Source organism: Apibacter raozihei (assembly GCF_004014855.1).
Classification (GTDB): Bacteria; Bacteroidota; Bacteroidia; order Flavobacteriales; family Weeksellaceae; genus Apibacter; species Apibacter raozihei.
In genome coordinates, this window is sequence record NZ_CP034930.1 from 199027 (window position 1) to 225521 (window position 26495).

The 26495-nt window shown below is 32.5% G+C and carries 39 protein-coding genes; 4 read left to right on the plus strand and 35 right to left on the minus strand.

Annotation, left to right across the window (positions count from 1 at the left end; genetic code table 11):
• Nucleotides 1–130: 130 nt before the first annotated feature.
• The 6 genes from rodA to sppA all read right to left on the minus strand — a co-directional run bounded on the left by rodA (nt 131) and on the right by sppA (nt 7712).
• Nucleotides 131–1366, minus strand: a complete 1236-nt coding sequence (gene rodA / locus EOV51_RS00930; RefSeq protein ID WP_128148919.1) for a rod shape-determining protein RodA — start codon at nt 1364–1366, stop codon at nt 131–133.
• Between the two features lie 3 nt (nt 1367–1369).
• Nucleotides 1370–3397 carry a penicillin-binding protein 2 gene (gene mrdA, locus EOV51_RS00935; protein WP_128148921.1) on the minus strand — a complete coding sequence of 676 codons (2028 nt, stop codon included), beginning with the start codon at nt 3395–3397 and terminating at the stop codon, nt 1370–1372.
• Nucleotides 3394–3702, minus strand: a complete 309-nt coding sequence (locus tag EOV51_RS14590) for a hypothetical protein (RefSeq protein WP_128331085.1) — start codon at nt 3700–3702, stop codon at nt 3394–3396. The genes mrdA and EOV51_RS14590 overlap by 4 nt, the downstream gene beginning before the upstream one ends.
• A gap of 196 nt (nt 3703–3898) precedes the next feature.
• Nucleotides 3899–4735, minus strand: a complete 837-nt coding sequence (gene mreC, locus EOV51_RS00940; RefSeq protein WP_128148923.1) for a rod shape-determining protein MreC — start codon at nt 4733–4735, stop codon at nt 3899–3901.
• A gap of 26 nt (nt 4736–4761) precedes the next feature.
• On the minus strand, nt 4762–5790 hold the full coding sequence (locus tag EOV51_RS00945; RefSeq protein ID WP_128148925.1) for a rod shape-determining protein: 1029 nt from the start codon (nt 5788–5790) through the stop codon (nt 4762–4764).
• Between the two features lie 146 nt (nt 5791–5936).
• A complete protein-coding gene (gene sppA / locus EOV51_RS00950; protein WP_128148927.1) occupies nt 5937–7712 on the minus strand; it encodes a signal peptide peptidase SppA in 1776 nt (591 codons plus the stop codon).
• 41 nt (nt 7713–7753) lie between these two features.
• Between sppA and folK the strand changes: the two genes are divergently transcribed.
• The 3 genes from folK to EOV51_RS00965 all read left to right on the plus strand — a co-directional run bounded on the left by folK (nt 7754) and on the right by EOV51_RS00965 (nt 10648).
• The gene (folK, locus tag EOV51_RS00955; protein ID WP_128148929.1) at nt 7754–8164 is read left to right on the plus strand and encodes a 2-amino-4-hydroxy-6-hydroxymethyldihydropteridine diphosphokinase; all 411 of its coding nucleotides are present in this window, start codon (nt 7754–7756) and stop codon (nt 8162–8164) included.
• An 89-nt stretch (nt 8165–8253) separates the two neighbouring features.
• Entirely contained in the window at nt 8254–9699 is a 1446-nt protein-coding gene (locus EOV51_RS00960; protein ID WP_128148931.1) for an OmpA family protein, read from the plus strand.
• A gap of 91 nt (nt 9700–9790) precedes the next feature.
• Nucleotides 9791–10648, plus strand: a complete 858-nt coding sequence (locus tag EOV51_RS00965) for an aldo/keto reductase (RefSeq protein WP_128148933.1) — start codon at nt 9791–9793, stop codon at nt 10646–10648.
• 46 nt (nt 10649–10694) lie between these two features.
• Here EOV51_RS00965 and rplQ read toward each other — a convergent pair whose 3' ends face one another.
• The 28 genes from rplQ to rplC are packed head-to-tail and all read right to left on the minus strand — an operon-like array spanning nt 10695 to nt 24177.
• Nucleotides 10695–11204 (minus strand): 50S ribosomal protein L17, encoded by a 510-nt coding sequence (gene rplQ / locus EOV51_RS00970; RefSeq protein WP_128148935.1) that lies wholly within the window; start codon nt 11202–11204, stop codon nt 10695–10697.
• A 9-nt stretch (nt 11205–11213) separates the two neighbouring features.
• Nucleotides 11214–12206: a DNA-directed RNA polymerase subunit alpha gene (locus EOV51_RS00975; protein ID WP_128148937.1), complete on the minus strand. Its 993-nt coding sequence runs from the start codon at nt 12204–12206 to the stop codon at nt 11214–11216.
• 25 nt (nt 12207–12231) lie between these two features.
• Nucleotides 12232–12843 carry a 30S ribosomal protein S4 gene (gene rpsD / locus EOV51_RS00980; protein ID WP_128148939.1) on the minus strand — a complete coding sequence of 204 codons (612 nt, stop codon included), beginning with the start codon at nt 12841–12843 and terminating at the stop codon, nt 12232–12234.
• A gap of 24 nt (nt 12844–12867) precedes the next feature.
• Nucleotides 12868–13260 (minus strand): 30S ribosomal protein S11, encoded by a 393-nt coding sequence (rpsK, locus tag EOV51_RS00985; RefSeq protein WP_128148941.1) that lies wholly within the window; start codon nt 13258–13260, stop codon nt 12868–12870.
• A 10-nt stretch (nt 13261–13270) separates the two neighbouring features.
• Nucleotides 13271–13648: a 30S ribosomal protein S13 gene (rpsM, locus tag EOV51_RS00990; RefSeq protein WP_128148943.1), complete on the minus strand. Its 378-nt coding sequence runs from the start codon at nt 13646–13648 to the stop codon at nt 13271–13273.
• A gap of 4 nt (nt 13649–13652) precedes the next feature.
• Nucleotides 13653–13769: a type B 50S ribosomal protein L36 gene (gene ykgO, locus EOV51_RS00995; RefSeq protein ID WP_128148945.1), complete on the minus strand. Its 117-nt coding sequence runs from the start codon at nt 13767–13769 to the stop codon at nt 13653–13655.
• Between the two features lie 12 nt (nt 13770–13781).
• The gene (gene infA / locus EOV51_RS01000) at nt 13782–13997 is read right to left on the minus strand and encodes a translation initiation factor IF-1 (protein ID WP_128148947.1); all 216 of its coding nucleotides are present in this window, start codon (nt 13995–13997) and stop codon (nt 13782–13784) included.
• A gap of 3 nt (nt 13998–14000) precedes the next feature.
• Entirely contained in the window at nt 14001–15377 is a 1377-nt protein-coding gene (gene secY, locus EOV51_RS01005; protein ID WP_128148949.1) for a preprotein translocase subunit SecY, read from the minus strand.
• Between the two features lie 6 nt (nt 15378–15383).
• Entirely contained in the window at nt 15384–15833 is a 450-nt protein-coding gene (gene rplO, locus EOV51_RS01010; protein ID WP_128148951.1) for a 50S ribosomal protein L15, read from the minus strand.
• Between the two features lie 6 nt (nt 15834–15839).
• Nucleotides 15840–16016 carry a 50S ribosomal protein L30 gene (gene rpmD, locus EOV51_RS01015; protein WP_221410477.1) on the minus strand — a complete coding sequence of 59 codons (177 nt, stop codon included), beginning with the start codon at nt 16014–16016 and terminating at the stop codon, nt 15840–15842.
• 4 nt (nt 16017–16020) lie between these two features.
• Nucleotides 16021–16542, minus strand: a complete 522-nt coding sequence (rpsE, locus tag EOV51_RS01020; RefSeq protein ID WP_128148955.1) for a 30S ribosomal protein S5 — start codon at nt 16540–16542, stop codon at nt 16021–16023.
• An 11-nt stretch (nt 16543–16553) separates the two neighbouring features.
• The gene (gene rplR / locus EOV51_RS01025; RefSeq protein ID WP_128148957.1) at nt 16554–16910 is read right to left on the minus strand and encodes a 50S ribosomal protein L18; all 357 of its coding nucleotides are present in this window, start codon (nt 16908–16910) and stop codon (nt 16554–16556) included.
• A gap of 12 nt (nt 16911–16922) precedes the next feature.
• Nucleotides 16923–17468: a 50S ribosomal protein L6 gene (rplF, locus tag EOV51_RS01030; protein ID WP_128148959.1), complete on the minus strand. Its 546-nt coding sequence runs from the start codon at nt 17466–17468 to the stop codon at nt 16923–16925.
• 12 nt (nt 17469–17480) lie between these two features.
• Nucleotides 17481–17879, minus strand: a complete 399-nt coding sequence (rpsH, locus tag EOV51_RS01035; protein ID WP_128148961.1) for a 30S ribosomal protein S8 — start codon at nt 17877–17879, stop codon at nt 17481–17483.
• 58 nt (nt 17880–17937) lie between these two features.
• A complete protein-coding gene (rpsN, locus tag EOV51_RS01040; protein ID WP_128148963.1) occupies nt 17938–18207 on the minus strand; it encodes a 30S ribosomal protein S14 in 270 nt (89 codons plus the stop codon).
• An 8-nt stretch (nt 18208–18215) separates the two neighbouring features.
• Nucleotides 18216–18767: a 50S ribosomal protein L5 gene (rplE, locus tag EOV51_RS01045; protein WP_128148965.1), complete on the minus strand. Its 552-nt coding sequence runs from the start codon at nt 18765–18767 to the stop codon at nt 18216–18218.
• Nucleotides 18768–18783: 16 nt separating this feature from the next.
• Nucleotides 18784–19098, minus strand: a complete 315-nt coding sequence (gene rplX, locus EOV51_RS01050; RefSeq protein WP_128148967.1) for a 50S ribosomal protein L24 — start codon at nt 19096–19098, stop codon at nt 18784–18786.
• Between the two features lie 15 nt (nt 19099–19113).
• A complete protein-coding gene (gene rplN, locus EOV51_RS01055; RefSeq protein WP_128148970.1) occupies nt 19114–19482 on the minus strand; it encodes a 50S ribosomal protein L14 in 369 nt (122 codons plus the stop codon).
• 7 nt (nt 19483–19489) lie between these two features.
• Nucleotides 19490–19744, minus strand: coding sequence for a 30S ribosomal protein S17 (gene rpsQ, locus EOV51_RS01060; protein WP_128148972.1), 255 nt, complete (start codon nt 19742–19744; stop codon nt 19490–19492).
• 29 nt (nt 19745–19773) lie between these two features.
• Complete coding sequence (gene rpmC / locus EOV51_RS01065) at nt 19774–19953, minus strand: 50S ribosomal protein L29 (RefSeq protein ID WP_128148974.1); 180 nt, start codon at nt 19951–19953, stop codon at nt 19774–19776.
• 12 nt (nt 19954–19965) lie between these two features.
• Nucleotides 19966–20388 carry a 50S ribosomal protein L16 gene (rplP, locus tag EOV51_RS01070; protein WP_128148976.1) on the minus strand — a complete coding sequence of 141 codons (423 nt, stop codon included), beginning with the start codon at nt 20386–20388 and terminating at the stop codon, nt 19966–19968.
• Nucleotides 20389–20404: 16 nt separating this feature from the next.
• The gene (gene rpsC / locus EOV51_RS01075) at nt 20405–21100 is read right to left on the minus strand and encodes a 30S ribosomal protein S3 (protein WP_128148978.1); all 696 of its coding nucleotides are present in this window, start codon (nt 21098–21100) and stop codon (nt 20405–20407) included.
• A 2-nt stretch (nt 21101–21102) separates the two neighbouring features.
• Nucleotides 21103–21507 (minus strand): 50S ribosomal protein L22, encoded by a 405-nt coding sequence (rplV, locus tag EOV51_RS01080; protein ID WP_128148980.1) that lies wholly within the window; start codon nt 21505–21507, stop codon nt 21103–21105.
• A gap of 10 nt (nt 21508–21517) precedes the next feature.
• Entirely contained in the window at nt 21518–21796 is a 279-nt protein-coding gene (rpsS, locus tag EOV51_RS01085) for a 30S ribosomal protein S19 (RefSeq protein ID WP_128148982.1), read from the minus strand.
• Between the two features lie 6 nt (nt 21797–21802).
• Nucleotides 21803–22624, minus strand: a complete 822-nt coding sequence (rplB, locus tag EOV51_RS01090; protein WP_128148984.1) for a 50S ribosomal protein L2 — start codon at nt 22622–22624, stop codon at nt 21803–21805.
• A 14-nt stretch (nt 22625–22638) separates the two neighbouring features.
• Complete coding sequence (rplW, locus tag EOV51_RS01095) at nt 22639–22929, minus strand: 50S ribosomal protein L23 (protein ID WP_128148986.1); 291 nt, start codon at nt 22927–22929, stop codon at nt 22639–22641.
• 4 nt (nt 22930–22933) lie between these two features.
• On the minus strand, nt 22934–23563 hold the full coding sequence (gene rplD, locus EOV51_RS01100) for a 50S ribosomal protein L4 (RefSeq protein ID WP_128148988.1): 630 nt from the start codon (nt 23561–23563) through the stop codon (nt 22934–22936).
• Entirely contained in the window at nt 23554–24177 is a 624-nt protein-coding gene (gene rplC / locus EOV51_RS01105) for a 50S ribosomal protein L3 (protein WP_128148990.1), read from the minus strand. Before rplC ends, rplD begins: the two co-directional genes overlap by 10 nt.
• Nucleotides 24178–24470: 293 nt before the next feature.
• Between rplC and asnA the strand changes: the two genes are divergently transcribed.
• The gene (asnA, locus tag EOV51_RS01110) at nt 24471–25511 is read left to right on the plus strand and encodes an aspartate--ammonia ligase (protein ID WP_128148992.1); all 1041 of its coding nucleotides are present in this window, start codon (nt 24471–24473) and stop codon (nt 25509–25511) included.
• 592 nt (nt 25512–26103) lie between these two features.
• Here the strand turns inward: asnA and EOV51_RS01115 are convergent.
• Nucleotides 26104–26448 (minus strand): DUF1493 family protein, encoded by a 345-nt coding sequence (locus tag EOV51_RS01115; protein ID WP_164875217.1) that lies wholly within the window; start codon nt 26446–26448, stop codon nt 26104–26106.
• Nucleotides 26449–26495 lie beyond the last annotated feature (47 nt).

Below are 26495 nucleotides of genomic sequence, written 5' to 3' on the forward strand. Positions count from 1 at the left end.
GTTTTTTAATGTTTTTAAATTCAGATAATTATGTAAATATAACTAAAAAAAGGAAAGAATAAAAGTTAAAGACACTAAAAATAAAAAGTAAATTATGTAAGCATGAAGATAATCTAAAACTAATGATATATCAAATCAAGCTGTTTTTATCTGCATAATTTAATCGAAGAAAAATAAATACGAATAAGGAAAAACCTAATAAAGAACTTCCTCCATAGCTAAAAAAAGGTAGTGGAATTCCCACAGTTGGAAAAAGACCTATAACCATTCCTACATTGATTAAAAAATGCATAAGAAGTACAGAGCCTAAACAATAGCCGATAACTCTTGAAAAGGCACTTTTTTGAGTTTCTGCAAGGAAATATATTCTCGCTATAAGGCATGAATAACAAATTATAAGCAGACTACTTCCGACAAACCCCCACTCTTCACCCACAGTGCAAAAAATATAATCTGTTCTTTGTTCTGGTACAAAACCACCCGCTGTGACACTTCCCTGTTTATATCCTTTACCCCAGAATCCTCCAGAACCTATTGCTGTTTTGGAGTATAACAAGTTATATCCCGCTGTATCTCTATATTTTCTTTCCCCTTCATATAACACTAAAATCCTTTCCTTTTGATGTTTAGGAAGCTTTTCAAATATATATGGAGAAGACACACTTATAGCTCCTGAAATCGTCAAAAATATTATGATAAAGATAATATTAACCGGCTGGTTCCACTTAATTTTTTTTCGTAAAATGATTAGGAATAATAGTATTAATAAAGCTAATACTGATATAATTATCCAAGAAGAAATCCAAATGGAGCAGAGAAATAGAATTGCAAAATAAAACCCTATAATAAATAGCCATCCGGACATTCCTTCTCTGTATAAGGCTATAAAATAAGCCGTAAAAACAAGAATTGAACCTACATCAGGCTGTAATAATATTAAAATGATAGGAATAGCAACAATAACAACTGCAATAAGTAGGCATTGCATCTTTTTTATACTAAAATTTGGAGAATCTATATAGTTGGCAAGCATAAGTGCTGTAGAAATTTTAGCCATTTCTACTGGCTGTAAACTAAAACCACCGATTTTATACCATGCCTTTGCTCCATTGACATAACTTCCAAATACAAGTACTCCTGCTAAAAGTAATAGTCCCAAAATATAAAATAAACCTGCAAAGTTTTCAAAGAATTTAGGTCTGACTAAAAATGTTGATGTGCCTACACCCAAAGCTATAAGTAACCAGACAAACTGTTTGGTACCACTAGTGGCATCTACACTATAGATATTAGCTACTCCAAACATGGCTATAGCTAAGTATAAAAATAACATAAGCCCGTCGATTCCTCTAAATACTCTGTTCATTATTTAATCTCCTTCAAAATTATCTAATTCGTTATTTGCTCTAGGCTTTTCTTTTTTATGATTTATTATATTCTGTATTAGTTTTTGTTTATCTTTTGCAGAAATGGTTCTATCTGATTGTATCTTTCGAATGCTATCGGAAATAGCTTGTCCTAGATTAGGAGGAATATATCTTCCTATTCTTTTTAAGTGCTCTATCCACTGACGGGTATACTCAGCTTGAAAATTAGCTTTTTCTATACTTTCTTCCATTGCTTTTCTTTCAATTCCGCCTGTGAGGTATTTTTCTGCAATTAAGGAAGCTATTGGCCCTGCATAAGTTGCTCCAAATCCGCCGTTTTCGACAACAACAGCCACAGCTATCTTAGGTTTATCCGCTGGGGCTATTAGCACAAAAATAGAATGGTCTTTTCCATGTGGATTCTGAGCTGTACCTGTTTTACCTTCTTGCGAAAATGATTTAGTGGCTATTCTTCTCCCTGTACCACTTAATACCACCATTTCCATTCCCTTATTAACTATATCAAAATATTTTCTGTCTACTTTTGTGTATTTGGGTTGTGTAAAGTTAGCTTCTGTGATTGGCTTGCCATCAATCGCTTTTACAATATGAGGAGTATAAAAAAATCCTCTGTTGGCAATAGCTGCTGTATAATTAGCAATTTGTAATGGCGTTGATAAAATTTCTCCTTGACCAATAGAGTTGGAAATTATAGTGTAAATATTCCATCTGTCTTTCCCATATCTTCTATTATAATAAGCGGCATCTGGAATATTACCTTTACTTCCGACAGGTAAATCTGTGTTCATAAATTCACCCACACCAAAACTTTTCATAATATCACTCCACTCATTAATGCTTTTTTCAATATCTCCGGGATATTTGTTCATTACTTTAACGTACGCTTCTGCAAAGTAATTATTACACGATTTTTGGATTGCTTTATCAATAGCTATCGGAGTATAAAAATATCCGCAATGACATCCTATCTTTCGATTTCCATAATGAAATCCATGTCTGCAAATAAAGGTGGTTTTTTCATCAATAACTCCCATTTGCATAGCTACCAATCCATTTACTAACTTAAAAGTAGATCCTGGAGGATATGATGCCTGAACAGAACGGTCATACATGGGTTTATTAAGTGAATCTATTTGTAATGAGTATATATGTTTATTTTTATCCCGACCAACAAAAACCGAAGGATCTATTACTGGTGCAGATGCCATAACCAATATTTCACCGGTATTTGGATCCAGTGCTACCACTCCTCCTCTTTTATTTGCAAGTAATCTTTCAGCAAGATTTTGTAATTCATAATCAATGGTTAAGGTAATATCTTTACCGCTATGCATCTCTTGATCATACTCTCCGTTCTTGTAAGAGCCTATACTTCTTAACTGTCTGTCTTTCTGAATATATTTAATTCCCTTAACTCCTCGTAGGTATTTTTCATATGATCTCTCTACACCTGTCATACCGGCTAAATTACCAGGCATGTAGTACGTTGAGTCAGATTTTATATACCTTTCGTTAACTTCATTTATGTATCCTAAAATATTTCCGGCTGAATGAACTAAATAATTTCTCTCGGGTGTTCTTACTATTGAGAAAGCATTATATTTAAATAACTTTTCCTGAATACGAGCCAAATCTTCATTGGTCAAACCTTTCATAAAGGTCATAGGAACCAACTTAGAATAGCTTTTGTTAGATTTGATATTTTTAATTATTCTTATAAAATCTGGTTTGGTAATATTTACTAATCTACAAAACCCCAGGGTATCAAAGGATTTCTCCATTTGAGATTGAGTAAATGTAAGCTCGTAGGAGGGTGTATTTCCTACAAGAATTTTACCATTTCTATCCATTATGTATCCCCTGAGCGGAATTTGATATTCTGCCTTAATAGAAGTATTTGCAGCGTTAAGTTTGTATTTTTCAGTAAATAACTGCAAATATGATATTCGGGCAATAAAAATAACTGCGGCTAATATCAATACCCATATCATTATCTGAAATTTTTTCATCTTGAAACTTTGTTTTTAATAAATGCATATAGTATTATTATAAACAAGAATGAAAAGGCAGAAGTAATCAGAGCATCTTTTACAATAATTAAAAATATGGAAAGCTTAAAGCCTTCTAGTAAAAACAAACATAAGTGATGTAAAATTATAACCAGATATATATAAGATGTAAGCTGTAAAATGTTTAAATCTGAAAAATGAAACAATTTCATCTCTTTATGCAAATCGGATACATATCTTATAATAGGATTTCTTATATAGGCTATAAGTACACAGGCAAAAGCATTAATTCCACCAGTGTCCATAAAACAGTCTACTCCAAAACCTAAAATAAATGAAAATACTAAAAACCAATATTTATCGGATTTATTATAAGGATAAAATATAATCCATATTATGTATATAATTGGATTATATTTATGAAAAAAAAATATGTTATTAAACACAAAAACTTGTGCCAATATTAGTATAGGTATTATTATAAGGTTGTAAAAAAAGGTTTTATTCAGCATTAGTAATTGAATCTTTCAAACTTTTTATTTCTGCTCTGTCTAATTTATTTACAATATATACATTTTGCAAATTGCCCATATCTTGAAATAATTCAACTGAGATATTCCAGTTTCCAGTCTCTTCATCAATAGTTTTACTACTAACACGCCCGATTAATATACCTTCAGGATATACTCTTGATTTCCCATCTGTTTCAATGGTGTCACCGATCTTTACTCCTACGTATTTAGGTATATCTGATAAACGCATGATACGAAAATCTTCTCCTTCCCAACTTAATGTTCCATAATATTTACTTGATTTCAAGCGTGCATTAATTTTGGTATATTTATTAAGTATAGACATTACTTTGGAATAATTTTGGGTAGAATTGATAATCATTCCTACCACTCCTCTAGATGTAACAACTCCCATATCCGGGCCTACTCCTTGAGAAATTCCTCTGTCTATAATTAAATAATTGTTAGTTCTGGTTATTGAATTTGAAACAATTTCAGCTGTAGAATAATTATATTTTTGTTTGTATTTAGTGGAATCCATCATCTCGACAAACTCTGGCTTAACCTTAAGGTTTTTCCCTAAAAACATGTTTCTATACTGTTTATTTTCTTCCAGCAATCGTTCGTTTTCTCTTTTGAGATTAAAATATGCGGTCACATCCGATATTTTACCATCTATAAACCCTGTAAATACAATTACTTTATTTTCTAAAAGGGAGTTATGATAAATATTTCTGTTAAATGTGAAAAACAATGCTAATATCTGTAAAAATAAAAATAGTAAAAACCTGCTATTTTTGGACAGAAAACTTAGTAATACAGACATCGAAAAATTATTGTATTAAATATAGATTATTTAATCAGGAAGTTTTCAAATTTCTCAATATTTTTTAAAGCAATACCTGTACCTCTCACAACAGCTCTTAATGGATCATCTGCAATGAATACAGGCAAACCTGTTTTGCGACTAATTCTCTGATCCAGTCCTCTTAGTAGAGCTCCTCCTCCAGCTAAATAAATACCCGTGTTATATATGTCTGCAGATAATTCTGGGGGTGTCCTTGATAATGTTTCCATAATTGCATCTTCGATTCTTAAAATAGATTTATCCAATGCTCTGGCCATTTCTTTGTAATTTACCATAATTTCTTTTGGCTTACCCGTTATAAGGTCTCTACCTTGAACCGGCAAATCCTCAGGCGGATTATCTAATTCTTCTAGTGCTGACCCAACTTCCATTTTAATATGTTCCGCCGTTTTTTCTCCGATATATAAATTATGATGAGTCCTTAAATAATATACGATATCATTGGTAAAAACGTCTCCTGCTATTTTTATAGAATTATCACAAACTATTCCACCTAAAGCTATGACTGCAATTTCAGTAGTTCCACCACCTATATCAATAATCATATTTCCTTTAGGTTGTGTAACATCAATACCTACCCCGATAGCAGCTGCCATAGGTTCATAAATCAGTTTAACATCTTTTGCATTTACATGTGCAGCAGAATCTTTTACTGCTCTTTTTTCTACTTCAGTAATACCAGAAGGAATACATATAACCATTCGGAGAGAAGGATTAAAAATTTTACCTTTTATTCCGGGAATTTGTTTTATGAATTCCCTGATCATATGTTCAGAAGCTGCAAAATCAGCTATAACTCCATCTTTTAAGGGGCGTATAGTTTTTATATCATCGTGAGTTTTACCCTGCATTTGTTTTGCAGTTTCCCCAACGGCAATAGGCTTCCCTGTTCTTCTATCAATTGCTACTATAGAAGGACTATCTACTACTACTTTATTATTGTGTATGATTAAGGTATTAGCAGTACCTAAATCAATAGCTATTTCTTGTGTCAGAAAATCAAATAACCCCATTTAACTATTAAAATTGTATCTTATTTATTATTAAATTCTTAAAAAACTAAAAAACTACTTCATAAAAAGTTGAAGTAGTGCAAAGATATAACATCTTTATTGAATAAAATATACTGATAACATATTTTTAACTAATTTATTTAATATTATTTAATTTCCATATCATAAGGCATTAAATACATAATTCCCCGCTCTTTATCAATATTTTTAATTCTTTGATATATCATATATTTTTCTTTCCCAAGTTCATTTTTAATTAATTTTTCAGTAGCTTCACTTTGAATATTTTGGTCATCGTCTTCATCCGATTTCATTTTACTTAAAAAAGTTTCTAAAAATGTTTTTTCTACAGGATATGTAACTGTAGAATATTCATTTAGTTTTACAAGTTTTGCCGAATATTTAATAGCATCATCAAAAGTTCCAATCTGATCTATTAATCCATTTTTTAACGCAGAACTACCACTCCAGACTCTTCCTCCTCCAAGAGCATCAACTTGTTCAAATGTCATTTTTCTATTTTTCATTACTACTCCCACAAATTTTTTATAAACAATCTCCACCTCTTTTGTTAATACATTTTTAGCTCCATCAGAAAGCCCATTAAATACAGAATAATAGGCAGAATTAGCATTTGTTGAAACATAATCAGTTGTTATCCCTACATTGTTAGCTAATTTTTTAACGTTGGGAATTAAGCCTAGTACTCCTATGGAACCTGTTATTGTATTTTCCTGTGCATATATTTTATCTGCAGCCATTGCTATATAATAACCCCCTGATGCTGCAACATCACTAAACGAAACAACAATGGGCTTTTCTTTTTTCAGTTTTTCTAATTCATAAAGAATTTCGGCAGAAGCATTTGAACTCCCCCCCGGAGAATTAATTCTTAATACTACAGCTTTAACGTCTTTATTTTCTTTAATATCATGAATTTGTTTTATAAATGATTGGGAATAAATACCACCATCTTCTCCTTTTCCTGAAAATATCTGACCGGACGCATATAATAATGCAATTTTATTTTTAGTTGAAGAATTGAGCTGAGCTGTTTCTTTGTAACGAGTTAATGATACCTTATTTATTTTACTTCCTTTATCTAAACCTAATTTATTTTTAATAACCAAATCATAATCTGATTCATTAATTAATTTATCAACTAGTTTATTACTTATTATTTTATCAGAAATAAATCCGTATAAACTATCCGTAGCTTTATTTAAATTATCAACCGAGACTTTTCTTGATGAAGATATATCTTGAGAAACTTTCCCCCAAATATTACCTAGCAATTCTGTAAGCTGTTGTCTGTTTTCATCAGAAAGATTATCTCTCATATAAGGTTCGACAGCGGACTTGTATTTCCCATGCCGTATAACATCAAACCCAATTCCATATTTTTCACCTAAATTTTTAAAAAACATAACTTCAGTAGACAATCCTGTAAGTTCTAAAGTAGCATTTGGATTCAAATATAATGAATCAGCTACTGAACTTAAATAATAAGCTTTCTGGGAGCAATCATTTAAATAAGAATATACAAATTTCTTACTTTCTTTAAAATTTTGCAGTGCTTGTCTAATTTCAGATAACTCTGAATATCCAACTTCAGGATTTGAAAGTTTAAGACTAATTCCTTTAATTTTATCATCTGTCTTAGCATAGTTAATTAGATCTAGAATATCTTTAAAATATAGGGGAGCTTCTTCTGATAAAGTAAAAACAGAAACATTTTTTTCACTTGAACTTTCAATAATTGATTTATTCAATGTAATTTCTAAAATTGAATTATCCTTTACTTTTGTCGTTGATTTATTAAGAAAAATAGAGCCGAAAAGTATAGAGCTTATAAAAAACAAACCTATAAGTAGCATAATTCCTACAATGGTTGCTAAAACCTGAATTGTAAATTTTTTCATTATTTTTGTATGTATTAATCTTATAATTTCATTATTAGTATATGAATAAAGTGATTTTGTTACTAGGAAGCAATCTTGGAAATAAAAAAAATAACATCTTAGATGCAATTCAATTAATAAATAATGAAATCGGAACGGTAATCAATAAAACCGAGATTATTAGGACTGAACCTTTTGGGTACAACTCAAAAAATTACTATCTTAATTCCGGCCTTGAATTACATACATACAGTTCCCCAATGACGGTTTTAAAAAAATTAAAAGAGATTGAAAATAAACTAGGTAGAAAAATTGATTCTTCAATAAGTGGTAAATATGAAGACAGAACCATAGACATTGATATAGTATATTTTAATAATATTGTCTTTTTATCAAAAAAATTAACTATTCCTCATGTACAACACATTACAAAAAGAGAGTTTTCACAGAAGATTTTATATCAATTAATTTAATTTATTTTTTTTCTTCAAAAAAAAATAATACTTTTACACCCTATATTTGTATAAAAAAAGACTTGTATACTTACTAATTAATTATAGTTATGAATAAAAATTGTATTCTATTTGTACTTATAGCTTTATGTTCTTGCTTTAAAACACAAGCTCAGACACAAACTTTAGACAGTAGTAGCTTTACGGAAGATTATGTTAAATTTACTAATGATCAAAAGCAATTTAATGATTGGTCAATCTCAATATATGGAGGTGTACCATGGCTTCAATCTTCAGATTTTACATCCATTCAGAACGGAGCCTCCGGATCTTGGAGAGTAGGATATGAAGTACAAGCATCAATTGACAAACAGATTTCACACGTTTTTGGAATCAGTTTAGTTGGTCAAATGGGCGAAAGTAAACAAGGCTATAATGGTGGACCTGAGGTTGACGCAAAAACTAAATATCATTCTCTTAGCATTATTGGAGATGTGAAAGTATCTTCTTTATTCAGAAGGATAGATAATCGTTCTCCATACAGATGGGGGATTCACGCATATGCAGGTATCGGATTAATAGGTTATAAAGCTTACAGAAAAGATTTAAGCAGAGGAGAAACAGAATATTCTTTAATTGACAAAGCTGATTTAAATATAGATTCTTTTTTCGGTCAATTCGGTATGGGAATTGTTTACAAAATTAATAATCGTTGGGATGCTGCTTTTAAAGCTATGTACGTAATAACTGGAGATAAGCAATTTGATGGTTCCGGAAGAACCGGTTATTATGCAGAACTTCATACTGGAGGTAATTCAGATAATTTCATTACAACCTCATTAGGTTTAAAATATAAACTAGGTAAACACAATGAACATCTTGCTTGGGTTGATCCATTAAGAGAAGCATTTTCTAAAATTAATGAAGCTGCTGTTTCAGGAGGTTCTGTTGAAGTATGTGTATTTGGTGATAAAGATGATGATGGAGTTTGTGATGATTGGGACAGAGAATTAGATACTCCTAAAGGAGCACGTGTTGACGGTTCCGGTAGAGCATTGGATGTTGATATGGACGGAATCATTGATTTATATGATAAATGTCCAACTTTCCCTGGGGTTCCTAATTTAGAACATCCTGAATTACATGGTTGTCCTGAGCCAAAACAACTTCCAGCAGTTATCAACGAAACAATTGTTAACACAATGGGAGGAATTCAATTTAATCTTGATTCTGATAAGATACTTGTTGAGTCTCAACCTATATTGGATAATGTTGCTGAAGTTATCTTAAAATATGGTCAAAATACAAGATTTTTAGTAGAAGGACATACCGATGCGAGAGGTTCTGATGCATACAATTTAAACTTATCAAAAAGACGTGTTACTTCAGTTATTAAATATTTAGTATCTAAAGGTGTTCCTCCTTATCAATTAACAGGTAAAGGAATGGGATTCTCTAGCCCTAAATATCCAGAATGTAAACCAGCGACTAAATGTCCTGAATGGAAAAACAGAGAAAATAGAAGAGTTATATTTAAGTTATTAGATCAAGAATAATAACCAATTATATAAATAAAATAAAAAACCTTCCTTTTACGGAAGGTTTTTTTATTTTTAGTAACTTTAATAAAATTTAAAATTTATAAGTATGAAACCACAGGTTGTTATAGGAACTATGCAATGGAAAAACAATACTAAATGTTTATCAGTCGAAGAAGCTACTAATCTAATTAAAAATTGTTATAATGAGAATCTTCTTAAATTTGATTTAGCAGATATGTATGGTAACTACACAACTGAGGACCTTTTTGGTCAAGCTTTATCTAAAAGTGGAATAAAAAGAAGTAATCTTAAATTATCTACCAAATGCGGAATCCTAAGTCCTGGAACAAAATATAAGGTTAAAGCTTACGATACATCAAAAATACATATTATCAATAGTGTAAATAATTCACTTAAAAATTTGAAAACAGACTATCTTGATGTATTATTTATTCACAGACAGGATTTATTAATCAATTTTGAAGAATTAGAATCCACTTTAACAGAATTGAAACTTAGTGGTAAGGTTAAAAATTTTGGTGTTTGTAATTTCTCAACCTATGCTTTTGAAGCATTAAATAATAAAATACCGCTTTTAACAAACCAAATTAATTTTTCACTAACACAATATAAAGCTTTGTTTAACGATACATTGTTTCAATTAGGAAATCTCAATAAAAAAACACAAATATATTCTCCTTTGGGAAACTATTTTGATAAAAACTCTAATGACACCAGAGAGAATTTAAAAAATACCATATATTCCCTATCTGAAAAGTATAATGCTGATATTGATCAAATTTTATTAGCTTGGACATTGAAGGTTCCCTATAAGATTACACCTATACTGGGGAGTACTAATTTTCAACGAATTAAGGAACAAATAAATGCTTTTAATTTAACTTTATCTACAGAAGATTGGTATCTTTTATTAGAGGCATCTAGAGGAGTAGAACTAGAATAAAAAAGCCGGTTAAAATTAACCGGCTTTTTTTAAACTGAATATTGTATTAGTCTTTAGATTCCTCAGATTGATTTTCAGAATCTATCTGCTCTACTTGTGAATCTTCAGCTACTGCTTCAGAAGCTACAGTTTCTTTTTTAGTTGAACGACGACTTCTTCTAGTTGTTTTCTTAGAAGCATCTCCTGCATTGTAAACCTCGTTAAAATCTACTAATTCGATGAGTGCAGTATCAGCACCATCACCCAAACGAAAACCTGTCTTAATGATACGCGTATATCCTCCATTTCTTGATGAAATTTTAGGAGCAATAGCTCTGAAAAGCTCAGTTACAGCTTCTTTACTTTGAAGGTAACTGAATACAATTCTTCTATTATGTGTTGTATCTTCTTTTGATTTAGTTAAAAGAGGTTCCACGTAAGTTCTTAAAGCTTTAGCTTTAGCAACAGTAGTATTAATTCTTTTATGTAAAATAAGAGAGGTAGCCATATTGGAAAGCATTGCTTTTCGATGCGAAGCTGTTCTCCCTAAATGATTAAACTTTTTTCCGTGTCTCATGATTTCTTATTATTCTACGTCTAATTTATATTTTGAAACATCTAAACCAAAAGTAAGATTTTTAGAATAAACTAAATCTTCCAATTCAGTTAAAGATTTTTTACCAAAGTTTCTAAACTTCATTAAGTCTGACTTAGTAAAAGAAACTAATTCTCCTAAAGTTTCCACTTCAGCCGCTTTCAAGCAGTTTAATGCTCTAACAGATAAATCCATATCAACTAATTTAGTTTTTAACAACTGTCTCATGTGAAGAGCTTCTTCATCATAAGTGTCTGTTGATGCAACCACATCAGCCTCTAAAGTTATTCTCTCATCAGAGAATAACATAAAGTGATGAATTAAGATCTTTGCAGCTTCAGTTAAAGCTTCCTGAGGTGTGATTGAACCGTCTGTCTGAATGTCTAATATTAGTTTTTCATAGTCAGTCCTTTGTTCAACACGATAATCTTCAACGCTATAACTTACATTTCTAATAGGTGTATAAATTGAGTCAACTGCGATAGTTCCTATCGGAGAATGATTAGATTTATTTTGTTCAGCAGGTACATACCCCCTACCTTTGTCTATATTGAAAGTAATGTTTATGTTAACAGATTTATCCATGTGACAAATCACTAAATCAGGATTTAAAACTTGGTAAGAAGAAATAAATTTCCCCAAATCTCCAGCTGTCAACTCTGTTTTTCCAGAAATTTGAGCTGTTACTACTTCATTTCCTCCTTTATTGATTTGATTTTTAAATCGAACTTTCTTAAGGTTCAGTATTATTTCAGTTATATCTTCTATAACTCCAGGAATTGTTGAAAACTCATGATCAACTCCTTCAATTTTTATTGAAGTAATAGCATAACCTTCAAGAGAAGACAATAAAACTCTTCTCAATGCATTTCCTACTGTCAATCCAAATCCAGGCTCTAATGGTCTGAATTCGAATTGCCCTTTAAAATCATCAGATTCAATTAAAATTACCTTATCAGGTTTTATAAAGTTTAAAATTGCCATATAAATTTTAGCTAATTTTTTATTTTTATTTAGAATATAACTCCACTATCAATTGTTCTTTGATATCTTCTGGAATTTGGATTCTTTCAGGAACAACTTTGAATTCTCCTGAAAGTTTTTCATCGTTCCATACCAGCCATTCGAAGGTTTTATGAGAATTATTTACTAAAGCATCTTTAATTACTTGTAATGATTTAGATTTTTCTCTAACCCCAATCACATCACCTGGTTTTAAAATGTATGAAGGAATATTAACTAATTCTCCATTTACAGTAATGTGCTTGTGAGATACTAACTGACGAGAACCTGCTCTAGTATTTGATAATCCCATTCTGTAAACAACATTATCTAAGCGAGATTCGCATAGTTGTAACAAAACTTCACCCGTAATACCTTTACTTCTTTGGGCTCTATCAAATAAATTAGCAAATTGTCTTTCTAAAATACCATAGGTATATTTAGCTTTTTGTTTTTCGGCTAACTGAACTGCATATTCAGATTTTTTAGCGCCTCTTCTCTTGTTCGGACCGTGTTGTCCTGGAGGGTATTTTCTTCTTTCAAAATACTTATCTTCCCCATAAATAGCTTGTCCGAATTTTCTAGCTATTTTCGTTTTTGGACCAATATATCTTGCCATTATAAAATTTGAATAAATTTAATATTAAACTCTTCTTCTTTTAGGAGGTCTACATCCATTGTGAGGAATCGGAGTAACATCAACGATTTCACTCACTTCAATTCCAGAATTATGGATAGTACGTATAGCTGATTCTCTACCAGCTCCAGGACCTTTAACATAAACTTTAACTCTTCTTAATCCTAACTCGTAAGCTACCTGAGCGCAGTTTTCAGCTGCCATTTGAGCTGCATAAGGAGTATTCTTTTTGGAACCTTTAAATCCCATTTTCCCTGCAGATGCCCAAGAAATTACTTCACCGTTTTTATTGGTTAAAGATATGATGATATTATTGAATGAGGCTTGAATGTGAGCTTCTCCTACTGCTTCAATCTTAACTTTTCTTTTTTTAGTAGTTTTTGATGCTGTTTTTGCCATGTTTCAGTTATTATTTAGTGGCTTTTTTCTTATTAGCTACAGTTTTTCTCTTACCTTTTCTAGTACGTGAATTATTTTTAGTTCTTTGCCCACGTAAAGGTAAACCTAAACGATGTCTTATACCTCTCTGACATCCGATATCCATTAATCGTTTAATGTTTAACTGAATTTCAGAACGTAATTCTCCTTCAACTTTTACGTTTTCAGATATAAATTTTCTGATGGCATTAATTTCGTCATCATTCCATTCTGAAACTTTTTTATCTTCGCTAATTCCTGCGTCTTGTAAAACTTTAGCCGCAGTACTTTTACCGATACCATAAATATAGGTAAGACCGATAACTCCTCTTTTATTTTTTGGTAAATCTACACCGGAAATTCTAGCCATAGTATTAACCTTGTCTTTGTTTAAATTTAGGATTCTTTTTATTTATAATGTATAGACGACCTTTTCGTCTAACCACTTTGTCATCTGCACTTCTTTTTTTAAGTGATGCTCTAATTTTCATTTCTTTCTAATTTTAATATCTGAAAGTTATTCTTCCTTTTGATAAATCATACGGTGACATTTCTAATCTAACTCTATCACCTGGTAATAATTTAATATAATGCATTCTCATTTTACCTGAAATATGTGCAGTTAAAATGTGACCATTCTCCAGTTCAACTCTGAACATTGCGTTAGACAATGCTTCAATAATTGTTCCGTCTTGCTCTATATGTTTCTGTTTTGCCATTTACTAGTTCGGATTTCTACTTAATCTTGACTGCATTAAACCATCATAATGATGATTTAATAAATAAGTATTAATTTGCTGTACAGTATCTAATAATACTCCTACCATAATCAATAATGAAGTTCCACCGAAAAACAATGCAAATTGATCTGTCGCTGTAAGACCTATCATTTTTACTATTGCGGGAAGAACTGCTATAAGGGCTAAATAAATAGCTCCCGGTAGAGTAATTTTAGATAATATATCATCTAAATAATCCGCCGTTTCTTTACCAGGTTTTACACGAGGGATTAAACCTCCATTTCTTTTTAAATCATCAGCCATCTGATTTACAGGAATGGTAATAGCCGTATAAAAAAATGTAAATATTATGATTAATAAAGCAAACAACAAATTATATTGCCAGCTAAATACCTGACTAAATCCTGCCCAAAATGTACTGGTTGTAGATTCTGAACGAACAATTAGACCTGGTATAAACATCAAAGCCTGTGCAAATATAATAGGCATAACCCCTGCTGCATTTACTTTTAAAGGTATATATTGTCTGGCTGCATTTGCTATGGAACGTATAGAACCAGACTTGGTTCTACTTACGTACTGAACAGGAACTTTTCGAACCGCTACAGTTAGCATAATACACAAAACAATAACCAATAGCCAAGCTATAACCTCTAACAATATCATAACTAAATTACCACTGGAACCAGTTTGTACTCCAACTTCTTGTACAAATGCCGTAGGGAATCCTGCTAAAATACCAACCATAATAAGAATAGAAATACCATTTCCTATTCCTTTGTCAGTAATTTTTTCACCCATCCACATGGCAAAAATAGTACCTGAAATCAAAATAATGATACTTGGCACCCAGAATAAAAATACGCTATTAGGATCTACTAAATAGGCACTTCTGAATTGTTCTACAGGCAGAAAAACCTGAGTTATAGAAGTTAGATAAGCCGGAGCCTGGATCAAACAAATTAAAATAGTTAACCACCTTGTTATCTGATTAACTGTTTTTCTTCCACTCTCTCCTTCCTTTTGTAATTTCTGAATGTAAGGAATTGCTAATCCCATTAGCTGTACCACAATAGAAGCAGAGATATAAGGCATAATACCCAAAGCAAATATGGAGGCCTTACTAAAAGCTCCTCCTGTAAACGAAGAAAGTAATCCTAATAAACCTGTGGCCTGCTGGTTTCCTCCGTTTTGTTTATAAATTTCAAGAATATTATCTACTTCCACCATATTAATAGCAGGTAACGGAACATGAGTTCCGAACCTGTATACTAATATAAGAGTGAAAGTAAAGATTAATTTATCTCTTAATTCCTTTATGCTCCAGATATTTTTTATTGTCTGTATAAATCCTTTCATGCTCTATTATAGGGTGTTAGCTTTTCCTCCAGCTTTTTCAATTGCTTCTTGCGCAGATTTTGTATATTTATCTACAGTAATAGTTACTGAAGATTTTAACTCTCCTCTACCAAGTATTTTCACTAAATCTTTTTTAGAAGCTAACCCATTCTGAACCAATATTTCTTTCGTAATTTCTCCAGAAATATTTTTAGTATCAATCAAATTTTGGATAGTATCCAGATTTACGCCAACATATTCCTTTCTATTGATATTTTTAAATCCAAATTTAGGAAGTCTTCTTTGCAATGGCATCTGACCACCTTCAAAACCTATTTTATCTTTATGTCCTGAACGAGATTTATCCCCTTTATGTCCTTTGGTAGAAGTTCCTCCTTTACCGCTTCCTTGTCCTCTACCTAGTCTTTTACTATTATGTGTTGAACCTTGTGCAGGCTTTAAAGTATGTAAATTCATATCTTATTATTCTTCAACAGTTACTAAATGTTTTACGACAGCAACCATTCCTAAGATTTGCGGGGTTGCTTCATGTTCAACGGATTTATTCAACTTTGTCAAACCTAAAGCTTCTAATGTTAACTTTTGGTTTTTAGGTCTTTTTATTGAACTTCTTTTTAAAGTTATTTTTATCGTTGCCATGTTCTTATCCTTTAAATACTTTAGAAAGTGATACTCCTCTTTGTTGCGCAATAGTTTCTGCACTTCTAAGGTTTAATAATGCTTTTACTGTAGCTTTAACCACATTGTGAGGATTGGAAGATCCTTTAGATTTGGAAAGTACATCTTTTACTCCTGCAGATTCTAATACTGCACGAACTGCACCACCGGCAATAAGTCCTGTACCGTGTGAAGCTGGACGAATAAATACATTAGCTCCTCCGTATCTTGCTGTTTGCTCATGTGGAAGTGATCCGTTTAGAATCGGAACTCTAACCAGATTTTTTTTCGCATCTTCAACAGCTTTGGAAATTGCGCTAGCTACCTCTTTAGATTTACCTAATCCAAATCCTACTACTCCTTTTTCATCTCCTACTACTACTATAGCAGAAAAACCGAACGCTCGTCCACCTTTGGTTACTTTAGTTACTCTTTGTACACCTACTAAACGGTCTACAAGTTCTAACCCACCTGGTTTTACTCTTTCAATATTTTTTACTTCTAACATAATCTAATTTATTAAAATTTTAAACCTTGTTCTCTAGCACCATCAGCTAAAGCTTTAATTCTACCATGATAAATAAATCCGTTTCTGTCAAATACTACAGTTTCAATTCCTGCAGATTTTGCTTTTTCAGCAATTCTTTTACCTACAAGGGTAGAAATTTCAGTTTTAGTTCCATTTTCTCCGACAACTTCTTTCTCAAGCGAAGATGCAAAAGCCAAGGTTTTGCCGGAATTATCATCTATAAGTTGAGCGTAAATTTCTTTGTTGCTTCTGTAAACAGATAAACGTGGTTTAGCAGCAGTACCAAAGATATTCTTACGAACTCTTCTTTTAACTCTTATTCTTTTTTCTCTTTTAGTTAATGCCATAACTTACTTTTTTTATGCAGACTTACCTGCTTTTCTTCTAATTTGTTCTCCTACAAATTTCACCCCTTTACCTTTGTATGGTTCAGGCTTACGGAAAGATCTGATTTTAGCACAAACCATTCCTAATAAATGTTTATCATGCGAAGATAAGGTAATTATTGGATTTTTACCTTTTTCTGTTAAAGTTTCTAATTTAACTTCTTGTGGAAGTTCTAAAACTATCAGGTGAGAAAAACCTAAGGCTAATTCTAATTTTTGCCCTTGATTTGAAGCTCTGTAACCTACTCCAACTAGTTCTAATTTTTTAGTAAACCCTTCTGAAACACCTACAATCATGTTATGGATTAACGCTCTGTACAATCCATGCAGAGATCTGTGATCTTTACTATCTGATGGACGCTCTACAGTAATTTGAGCATCTTCTATTTTCAAAGTAATCCCTCCTGTAAGTTCCTGGGTTAGTTCACCATTTTTTCCTTTAACTGTAACCACGTTATCTTTATAATCAACTGTAGCACCTGTAGGAATATTTATAATTGCTTTACCTATTCTTGACATTTCTTCAATTTTTTAATAAACATAACATATTACCTCTCCTCCTACATTTTCCTGACGTGCTTTTTTGTCAGTCATTACACCTTTAGATGTAGAAATGATAGCGATACCTAATCCATTTAATACTCTCGGAAGTTCTTTGGAACCAGAATATTTTCTCAAACCTGGTTTTGAAGCTCTTTCTATTCTTTTGATAGCCGGAAGGTTTGTAGACTTATCGTATTTTAAAGCTATTTTAATAGCTCCTTGTACGCTTCCTTCTTCAAATTTATAGTTAAGGATATATCCTTGATCAAAGAGAATTTTAGTAATCTCTTTTTTAATTTTCGATGCAGGTATTTCCACAACTTTGTGTCCTGCCATCATTGCATTTCTTACTCGTGTTAAGTAATCTGCGATTGGGTCTGTAACCATATTGTTTAATTTTAGAGTATAGAAATTAATTCTACTTTTAAAATTTATAATTTATTTTTTACCAGCTTGCTTTTTTAACTCCTGGTATTAATCCTTCATTAGCCATTTCTCTAAAAGTAACTCTGGAAATCCCAAATACTCTCATATATCCTCTAGGTCTTCCCGTAAGTTTACATCTGTTGTGTAATCTAACAGGGGAAGCATTTTTAGGAAGTTTTTGAAGAGCTTCGTAATCTCCTGCTTCTTTTAAAGCTTTTCTTTTAGCGGCATATTTAGCAGAAAGTGCTTCTCTTTTGCGCTCACGCGCTTTCATTGATTCTTTTGCCATGTTCTGAATTAGTTCTTTTTAAATGGTAAACCAAAATGGGTTAATAATGCTTTCGCTTCTTTATCAGTATTTGCACTGGTTACAAAGGTAATATCCATTCCCTGAATTTTCTTAACTTTATCTATATTTATTTCAGGAAAGATAATTTGTTCAGTAATTCCTAATGTATAGTTTCCTCTTCCATCAAAACCTTCGGATTTAATACCGTTAAAGTCACGAACCCTAGGTAAAGCTGATGAAACTAATCGGTCTAAGAATTCATACATTTTATTACCTCTCAAAGTTACCATAGCACCAATTGGCATTCCTTTTCTTAGTTTAAATCCAGCCTCGTCTTTTTTAGATATACATGCCAGCGCTTTTTGACCAGCAATTAAAGACATTTCTTCAACTGCATAATCTACGATTTTTTTATCTGCTGTAGCTGCTCCTAAACCTTGGCTAATAACAATTTTTTCCAATTTAGGAACCTGCATAATCGATGTATAACTAAATTCTTCTTTTAAAGCTGATTTAATTTTATCGTTATATAATTTTTTGGGTCTTGCTATATATTGCATAATCTTTCTAATTAAATTAAATTGTTTGTCCTGATTTTACTGCAACTCTAACTTTTTTATCCCCTTCCACTTTATAACTCACTCGTGTTGGTTTTCCTGTTTTAGGATCCAATAGAGCTAAGTTAGAAATATGAATAGCAGCTTCTTTTTCAACAATGCTTCCCTGAGGATTTTCAGCAGATGGCTTTTTGTGTTTTTTTACAATATTAACACCTTCCACAATTGCTTTATTTTTTTCAGGATAAACTACTAATACCTGTCCTTGCTTTCCTTTGTAAGCTCCAGCAAGAACCTGAACTTTATCTCCTTTTTTAATTTTAACTTTTGCCATTTTCTTTTATTTAGCTTATAATACTTCAGGAGCTAAAGATATAATTTTCATATATTCTTTATCTCTTAACTCTCTGGCAACCGGTCCAAAAACACGGGTTCCTCTCATTTCTCCTGCAGCGTTTAACAATACACATGCATTGTCTTCAAAACTGATATATGAACCGTCTTTTCTTCGTACCGGTTTTTTAGTTCTTACGATAACTGCTTTGGATACTTGTCCTTTTTTTGCGTTTCCTGATGGAGTTGCATCTTTAATAGTAACAACAATTTTATCACCAACGGATGCGTATCTTCTTCTAGAGCCTCCTAATACCTTGATAACTAAAGCCTCTTTAGCTCCTGTGTTATCTGCAACTTTTAATCTTGATTCTGTCTGTAACATATCCTAATTATTTAGCTCTTTCTAAAATTTCTACTAATCTCCATCTTTTTCTTTTACTTAATGGACGAGTTTCCATAATACGTACGGTGTCTCCTTCGTTACACTCATTTTTTTCATCATGAGCTGTATACTTTTTCGTTTTCAAAACGAACTTACCATACATAGGGTGCTTCATTTTGGTTGTTTCACTAACAACAATGGTTTTATCCATTTTGCTGCTGGATACTACTCCGATTCTTTCTTTTCTTAAATTTCTTTCCATAGTTGAAATTAACTTCTTTTCGGATAATTTTAATTACTAAGGGCTGTTGACAGCCTTGCTATTGTTTTTCTCATCTCTCTTAATTGAATCGGATTTTCAATTGGAGACACTTTATGTGCTAATCTAAGTTTTGCATATTCAGCTTTTGTTTCCGCTAATTTTGCTTTTACTTCTTCCTGACTTAAATTTTTAATATCTACTGCTTTCATCGATTTTATTTATTAAGATTGTACAAAATCGTTAGCAACGACAAACTTAGTTTTAACCGGAAGTTTCTGAGCAGCTAAGCGTAATGCTTCTTTAGCAATATCGTGAGGAACTCCTCCTACTTCGAAAAGGATTCTACCTGGTGATACTCTGGCTACCCAATACTCTACAGCTCCTTTTCCTTTACCCATACGAACCTCTGCAGGTTTTTTAGTAATAGGTTTATCCGGAAATATTTTAATCCATAACTGACCTTCTCTTTTCATATATCTGGTCGCGGCAATACGAGCTGCTTCTATTTGTCTTGCAGTAATAAATACTGGATCTAACGCTTTAATTCCGAAAGTACCGTATGCTAACTGGCTTCCTCTATGAGAAAGACCTTTCATACGTCCTTTTTGCATTTTACGGAACTTTGTTCTTTTTGGTTGTAACATAATTACCTAAGATATTTTATCTTCTTTCTTTAACTTTTCTTTTCTGAGTCTTTTTCTGAAGACCTACTAACGGAGATAATTCTCTCTTGCCATATACTTCGCCTTTCATAATCCATACTTTCACACCTAATCTTCCATAGGTAGTATGAGCTTCAGCAATGTAATAATCAATATCTGCACGGAAAGTAGATAATGGAATTCTTCCATCTTTAAAAGATTCAGATCTTGCCATCTCAGCTCCGTTTAAACGTCCGGATATCATAATTTTGATTCCTTCTGCATTCATTCTCATAGTTGAAGCTATCGCCATTTTAACCGCTCTTCTATAAGAGATACGATTTTCAATCTGACGTGCAACGCTTTCAGCTACTAATTTAGCATCCAGTTCCGGTCTTTTAATCTCAAAAATATTGATTTGAATTTCCTTTTTGGTAATTTTCTTAAGCTCTTCTTTTAGTTTATCTACTTCCTGCCCTCCTTTACCAATAATGATTCCGGGACGTGCAGTTGTTATAGTGATAGTTACTAATTTAAGAGTTCTTTCGATGTAAATTCTGGAAACACCAGCTTTTGATAAACGAGCTTCTAAATATCTTCTGATTTTGTAATCTTCTGCTATTTTATCTCCAAAGTTTTTTCCACCATACCAGTTGGAATCCCATCCACGTATGATTCCTAATCTATTGCCTATTGGATTTGTCTTTTGTCCCATACTTAATTTACTTCGTTTTTGTTTCCAAGAATAATTGTAACGTGATTAGATCTTTTTCTAATCCTATACCCTCTTCCTTGAGGAGCCGGACGCATTCTTTTCAGCATAGTCCCTCCGTCAACAAAGATTTCTTTTACATAAAGCTGAGCTTCTTCTATATCTTTTCCTTCATTTTTCACCTGCCAGTTAGCAATAGCGCTTAATAAAAGTTTTTCTAATTTATTGGAAGCTTCTTTTTTGGAATATTTTAAAATATATAGTGCTTTATCTACATCAACTCCTCTGATGATATCGGCAACCAATCTCATCTTTCTTGGAGAAGTAGGACAATTATTCAAGCGAGCAATAACCAAATCTTTATTGGCTTCTTTTCGTGCAGCTGCACTATTTTGTTTTCTGTTACCCATTGCTTACTTATTATCTATTTCCTTTATTTTTATTACCTGCATGACCTCTAAACACACGTGTTGGAGAAAACTCTCCTAGCTTATGTCCAACCATATTTTCAGTTACATATACCGGAACAAATTGTTTACCGTTATGTACTGCGAAAGTTTGTCCTACGAAATCCGGAGAAATCATAGATGCTCTAGACCAAGTTTTAATCACGACTTTCTTTCCTGACTCAACATTAGTTTGAACTTTTTTGCTTAATTTATAGTGAATGTAAGGTCCTTTCTTTAACGAACGTGCCATATCTGATTATTTTCTTTTTTGTAAAATATAACGATTCGATTCTTTCTTTTTAGAACGAGTCTTGTATCCTTTTGCAGGCTTACCGTTTCTAGATCTTGGATGTCCTCCGGTTGATCTACCTTCACCACCTCCCATTGGGTGATCTACAGGGTTCATTGCTACTGGTCTTGTTCTAGGTCTTCTTCCTAACCATCTGCTTCTACCTGCTTTACCAGATACGATTAACTGATGGTCTGAGTTGGAAACAGATCCTACGGTAGCCAAACATTCAACTAAAATCATACGAGTTTCTCCTGAAGGCATTTTAAGAACGGCATATTTCCCGTCTCTTGCTATCAGCTGAGCACTGGTACCCGCGCTTCTTGCCATTTTAGCTCCTTGTCCAGGACGAAGTTCGATGCAGGAAATAACAGTACCTAAAGGTATGCTTTTCAATTTCATTGCGTTTCCAATTTCAGGAGCTACTGTTTCTCCTGAAACGACTTTTTGCCCCACTTTAATTCCATGTGGAGCCACAATGTAGCGTTTTTCTCCGTCGGCATATACCAATAAAGCGATAAATGCCGTTCTGTTTGGGTCATATTCTACTGATTTAACAGTAGCCGGAATTCCAAACTTATTTCTTTTGAAATCGATATCTCTGTATCGTTTCTTGTGTCCACCTCCGGTATAACGCATGGTCATTTTTCCGGTATTGTTTCTACCTCCTGATTTGCCTGCTCCTTTTAATAGAGATTTTTCAGGTTTTGAAGTAGTAATTTCTTCAAAATTGTTAACAATTCTGAATCTTTGTCCGGGGGTGATAGGTTTTAATTTTCTTACCGACATGATTCTTTAAATAATTATATAGTTCCAAATACATCAATGGCCTGACCTTCTTTAACGTCAACCATTGCTTTTTTTAACTTATTCGATTTTGCTACCTGTAGCCCTGTTTTTGTGTATTTAGTTTTCACTACAGGGGCAGATATTAGGGTCCTTACTGCAGTTACTTGTACACCATAGGCTTGTTCTACAGCACGTTTGATCTCTGCTTTGCTCGCTCTGGGATTTACTAAAAATGTAAAGCGATTTCTTTTTTCAGCGACATCATTTGCTTTTTCTGATATAATAGGTCTTACTAGTACAGACATAATTCTACTTTCTTAAATTTTCTTGAATTTTTTCTACTGAACCTTCAAATAAAACTACTTCATTCGCTCTTAAAATGTCATAACTGCTTACTGCATTAAATTCTAACACTTTAGTTTCCTGCAAATTACGAGAAGACAAATATACAAATTTGTTAGCCTCTCCTAATACAAACAAAGTCTTTTTGTTAGCCAATCCTAAGTTTTGTATTACCTGAATAAACTCTTTAGTTTTTGGTGATTCGAATTTCAAATCTTCAACTACTTTAAGATTATTGGTTTTTATTTTTTGGCTTAGTACTGATTTTTTAGCTAACCTTTTTAAAGATTTGTTTAATTTAAATCTGTAATCTCTTGGTCTTGGCCCGAATACTCTTGCTCCACCTTTGAACAAAGGATTTTTGATATCCCCTTTTCTGGAACCACCGGTTCCTTTCTGACGGTGTAATTTACGGGTTGAACCGCTTAATTCTGATCTTTCTTTGGACTTATGAGTTCCTTGTCTCTGTGCAGCCAAAAATTGTTTTACCTCAAGGTAAACCGCATGTTGATTAGGCTCCACAGCAAATATTGTTTCGTCTAAAGAAACTTTTCTTCCTGTTTCTTTTCCGTTTTTATCTAGTACTACTAATTCCATCTTCTTACGATTACATATGAATTTTTAGGCCCCGGAATTGCACCTTTTACTACTAAAAGATTTTTTTCTTCGTCCACTTTTATTACCTCTAGATTTTGTACAGTAACCTGATTACCTCCCATTCTTCCAGCCATTCTCATTCCTTTGAAAACTCGTGAAGGGTCTGAACCTGCACCAATAGAACCTGGTGCTCTTAAACGGTTGTGCTGTCCGTGAGTAGCTTGCATTACACCTCCAAATCCGTGTCTTTTAACTACCCCCTGAAAACCTTTTCCTTTAGATGTTCCGGTTACGTCTACGTATTCTCCTTCAGAGAATAAATTTACTTTTACCACATCTCCTAATTTCAAATCATCAAATCCATGATGAAACTCCACCAATTTTCTTTTTGGTGTTGATCCTGCCTTTTTGAAGTGACCTAGTAGAGCTTTGCCTACATTTTTTTCACTTCTGTCATCGAAACCTAATTGAAAGCTTTTATATCCGTCTTTCTCTTTGGTTCTGACCTGTAAAACTGTACATGGACCCGCTTCTATAACGGTACAAGGAATATTCTTACCTTGCTCGTCAAACAAACTGGTCATGCCAATTTTTTTACCAATAATTCCTGACATTTGTTCTATTTATAATTTTTTCGGATTGCAAAAGTATAAAAAAAAATCAACATTTTAACATTCTGATTCAAAATTTTTTATATTCTTTACTTATTTTTATTTTTCTGTATTCGAGATAAATAGAATTTGTCAAAAATTTGTCTTTCTTCTAATTTTAACTGTTTAAAAAACTAAATAAAATTACACAAAATATTTAATTAAAATTCTCATTTCCCCTATCTGAAATTTATCTGATTAAGTATGGTGCGTAATATTTATTATCTTTACATCTTTTAACTATTTAAAATAATTTTATGAGCAAATTAATCCTACCGGAGGGGTACACACCTTCCCTAAACTTAAGACAAACCGAGTTAGGTATTAAACAAATAAAAGACTTTTTCCAGTCTAATTTATCTTCTGAGCTGCATCTACGTCGTGTAACGGCTCCTTTGTTTGTATTAAAGGGTACGGGAATCAATGACGACTTAACGGGTTTGGATCGTGCCGTGACATTTCCGATTAAAGACCTGGGAGATCAGCCAGCAGAAATTGTCCACTCACTGGCAAAGTGGAAACGATTAACTCTTGCCGATCTACAAATCGAAGAAGGATTTGGTATTTACACAGATATGAACGCAATTCGTGCGGATGAGGAAATGGATAACACTCATTCTCTTTATGTTGATCAGTGGGACTGGGAACGTGTGATTTGTATTGAGGATCGTACCGTTTCATTTTTAAAGGAAATCGTAATCAATATTTACGATGCTGTCCGCCGTACAGAATATATGGCTTATGAAATGTATCCGGAGCTAAAGCCTCGTCTTCCTAAAAACATTCAGTTTATTCATTCGGAAGAATTGTTGCAATTATATCCTACTCTTTCGCCTAAAGAAAGGGAAAACAAAATTGCTGAAAAATATGGTGCTGTATTTATTATCGGAATCGGAGATCGTTTGAGTAACGGTGAGCCTCATGATTTACGTTCACCTGATTATGATGACTGGACCTCCGTTTCTGAATTGGGATTGAAAGGACTCAACGGGGATATTATTTTATGGAATGATGTTTTAAAACAGGCTTTTGAAATTTCTTCTATGGGGATACGGGTAGACACTGAAGCTATGATACGACAATTGGAAGCCACCGGACAAAACCAACGTAAAAATTTATATTTCCATCAACGTTTACTTGCTAATGAGCTCCCCCTCTCTATCGGTGGAGGAATCGGACAATCTCGACTGTGCATGTTCCTGTTACAAAAAGCTCATATTGGAGAAATACAATCCAGCATATGGCCGGAGGATATGAGAAGTGCTTGCGATAAGGCAGGTATTCCTTTGATTATATAACTTCTACACACATAAAAATTAAAAGCCTTCTTATAAGAAGGCTTTTAATTTTTTAGAACGAAACTCGTATTCTTGTTCCTCTTCGGTCAGAAATCAGAGATACTTTATATCTTCCGGGTGTTTTCTCTTGATAATCTTCAATTGATTGATTATATAATTCAACTGATTTTTTTATTTTCTTTTTACCTACTATTTTTAAAGGAATTGTTGCTACTAAAAAAGTTCCTCCTATGATTGCTGTTGTAACGGATGTAGTTGTTTCAGCGTTTGAGTTAGATTCTGAATTACCATACGTATCAATTAGAAAACCTCCAGCAGCTATTGCTATTACCCAAAAAAAGTTATATCTCCCAGTGTTCTCAACGTTTTTCCATCACTATATTTCTCTAATGCTGCTTCATTATTTTTCATTTGTTGATGAACTTCGGTTCTGGAAAGAAATCTATCTCGTAGTTTTATTTTTCTGAAATTTTGAATTCCAATGTCTGTGCTTGAATCTGACTTAATCCAACAACAAACATTAAGGCAAGTGCTTGTACTTTCATCGTTAAATATTTTTAAATGTGTTTCTCTAGTTTTAATTTATCTTACTTTATTCCGGTTCAAACCATTCTCCTTTTTCTGCTACTTTAATTAAATGCCCTATAGTTAAAAGGGGTATAGGAGTACGCTTATTTTTACCTGTGAGTCTTGCCCATATGTCTTTTAAATTTAAGGTAAGTTCCGGATAAAAGTAATCTAGTATATTGAAGTCATTGATTTTTATTTTGAAATATTCAAAGTAATCAACAAGCTCAAAATATATTTCATCTTCGGTAGTATACAATTTATTTAATATAGTATTTTCATCAATTTTAACAAAACCTTTAAATTTTCTTTTAAAATAATCAATTACTTTATTTTCTATACTCGTCCTATTTACTAAAAACTTTTTCAAATTCTTCTTTATACGTAAATTCCCTATATTAAAAACTATTATAACAA

Excerpts from the sequence above, each read along its gene's own strand:
- EOV51_RS00975 (WP_128148937.1), bottom strand. The coding sequence starts at position 12,206 with ATGGCAATTTTAAACTTTATAAAACCTGATAAGGTAATTTTAATTGAA.
- rplF (WP_128148959.1), bottom strand. The coding sequence starts at position 17,468 with ATGTCAAGAATAGGTAAAGCAATTATAAATATTCCTACAGGTGCTACA.
- rpsE (WP_128148955.1), bottom strand. The coding sequence starts at position 16,542 with ATGTTAGAAGTAAAAAATATTGAAAGAGTAAAACCAGGTGGGTTAGAA.
- EOV51_RS00945 (WP_128148925.1), bottom strand. The coding sequence starts at position 5,790 with ATGGGGTTATTTGATTTTCTGACACAAGAAATAGCTATTGATTTAGGT.
- rpmC (WP_128148974.1), bottom strand. The coding sequence starts at position 19,953 with ATGAAAGCAGTAGATATTAAAAATTTAAGTCAGGAAGAAGTAAAAGCA.
- infA (WP_128148947.1), bottom strand. The coding sequence starts at position 13,997 with ATGGCAAAACAGAAACATATAGAGCAAGACGGAACAATTATTGAAGCA.
- rplN (WP_128148970.1), bottom strand. The coding sequence starts at position 19,482 with ATGTTACAGACAGAATCAAGATTAAAAGTTGCAGATAACACAGGAGCT.
- rplQ (WP_128148935.1), bottom strand. The coding sequence starts at position 11,204 with ATGAGACACGGAAAAAAGTTTAATCATTTAGGGAGAACAGCTTCGCAT.
- rplB (WP_128148984.1), bottom strand. The coding sequence starts at position 22,624 with ATGTCGGTAAGAAAATTAAAACCTATCACCCCCGGACAAAGATTCAGA.
- secY (WP_128148949.1), bottom strand. The coding sequence starts at position 15,377 with ATGAAAGGATTTATACAGACAATAAAAAATATCTGGAGCATAAAGGAA.
- rplD (WP_128148988.1), bottom strand. The coding sequence starts at position 23,563 with ATGGAATTAGTAGTACTAGATAAAAACGGAAAAGAAACAGGAAGAAAA.
- rplO (WP_128148951.1), bottom strand. The coding sequence starts at position 15,833 with ATGAATTTACATACTTTAAAGCCTGCACAAGGTTCAACACATAATAGT.
- EOV51_RS00965 (WP_128148933.1), top strand. The coding sequence starts at position 9,791 with ATGAAACCACAGGTTGTTATAGGAACTATGCAATGGAAAAACAATACT.
- ykgO (WP_128148945.1), bottom strand. The coding sequence starts at position 13,769 with ATGAAAATTAGAGCATCACTTAAAAAAAGAAGTGCAGATGACAAAGTG.
- rpmD (WP_221410477.1), bottom strand. The coding sequence starts at position 16,016 with ATGGCAACGATAAAAATAACTTTAAAAAGAAGTTCAATAAAAAGACCT.
- rplV (WP_128148980.1), bottom strand. The coding sequence starts at position 21,507 with ATGGGTAACAGAAAACAAAATAGTGCAGCTGCACGAAAAGAAGCCAAT.
- mreC (WP_128148923.1), bottom strand. The coding sequence starts at position 4,735 with ATGTCTGTATTACTAAGTTTTCTGTCCAAAAATAGCAGGTTTTTACTA.
- mrdA (WP_128148921.1), bottom strand. The coding sequence starts at position 3,397 with ATGAAAAAATTTCAGATAATGATATGGGTATTGATATTAGCCGCAGTT.
- rplR (WP_128148957.1), bottom strand. The coding sequence starts at position 16,910 with ATGGCATTAACTAAAAGAGAAAAAAGAATAAGAGTTAAAAGAAGAGTT.
- rpsS (WP_128148982.1), bottom strand. The coding sequence starts at position 21,796 with ATGGCACGTTCGTTAAAGAAAGGACCTTACATTCACTATAAATTAAGC.
- rodA (WP_128148919.1), bottom strand. The coding sequence starts at position 1,366 with ATGAACAGAGTATTTAGAGGAATCGACGGGCTTATGTTATTTTTATAC.
- rpsM (WP_128148943.1), bottom strand. The coding sequence starts at position 13,648 with ATGGCTAGAATTTCCGGTGTAGATTTACCAAAAAATAAAAGAGGAGTT.
- rplE (WP_128148965.1), bottom strand. The coding sequence starts at position 18,767 with ATGCAATATATAGCAAGACCCAAAAAATTATATAACGATAAAATTAAA.
- folK (WP_128148929.1), top strand. The coding sequence starts at position 7,754 with ATGAATAAAGTGATTTTGTTACTAGGAAGCAATCTTGGAAATAAAAAA.
- rpsK (WP_128148941.1), bottom strand. The coding sequence starts at position 13,260 with ATGGCAAAAACAGCATCAAAAACTACTAAAAAAAGAAAAGTTAAGATT.
- rpsN (WP_128148963.1), bottom strand. The coding sequence starts at position 18,207 with ATGGCAAAAGAATCAATGAAAGCGCGTGAGCGCAAAAGAGAAGCACTT.
- rpsD (WP_128148939.1), bottom strand. The coding sequence starts at position 12,843 with ATGGCAAGATATATTGGTCCAAAAACGAAAATAGCTAGAAAATTCGGA.
- asnA (WP_128148992.1), top strand. The coding sequence starts at position 24,471 with ATGAGCAAATTAATCCTACCGGAGGGGTACACACCTTCCCTAAACTTA.
- rpsQ (WP_128148972.1), bottom strand. The coding sequence starts at position 19,744 with ATGGAAAGAAATTTAAGAAAAGAAAGAATCGGAGTAGTATCCAGCAGC.
- rplW (WP_128148986.1), bottom strand. The coding sequence starts at position 22,929 with ATGTCTGTACTAGTAAGACCTATTATATCAGAAAAAGCAAATGATGTC.
- EOV51_RS14590 (WP_128331085.1), bottom strand. The coding sequence starts at position 3,702 with ATGGACACTGGTGGAATTAATGCTTTTGCCTGTGTACTTATAGCCTAT.
- EOV51_RS00960 (WP_128148931.1), top strand. The coding sequence starts at position 8,254 with ATGAATAAAAATTGTATTCTATTTGTACTTATAGCTTTATGTTCTTGC.
- rplP (WP_128148976.1), bottom strand. The coding sequence starts at position 20,388 with ATGTTACAACCAAAAAGAACAAAGTTCCGTAAAATGCAAAAAGGACGT.
- rpsH (WP_128148961.1), bottom strand. The coding sequence starts at position 17,879 with ATGGTTACAGACCCAATCGCAGATTACTTAACACGAGTAAGAAATGCA.
- sppA (WP_128148927.1), bottom strand. The coding sequence starts at position 7,712 with ATGAAAAAATTTACAATTCAGGTTTTAGCAACCATTGTAGGAATTATG.
- rplX (WP_128148967.1), bottom strand. The coding sequence starts at position 19,098 with ATGGCAAAAGTTAAAATTAAAAAAGGAGATAAAGTTCAGGTTCTTGCT.
- rpsC (WP_128148978.1), bottom strand. The coding sequence starts at position 21,100 with ATGGGACAAAAGACAAATCCAATAGGCAATAGATTAGGAATCATACGT.
- rplC (WP_128148990.1), bottom strand. The coding sequence starts at position 24,177 with ATGTCAGGAATTATTGGTAAAAAAATTGGCATGACCAGTTTGTTTGAC.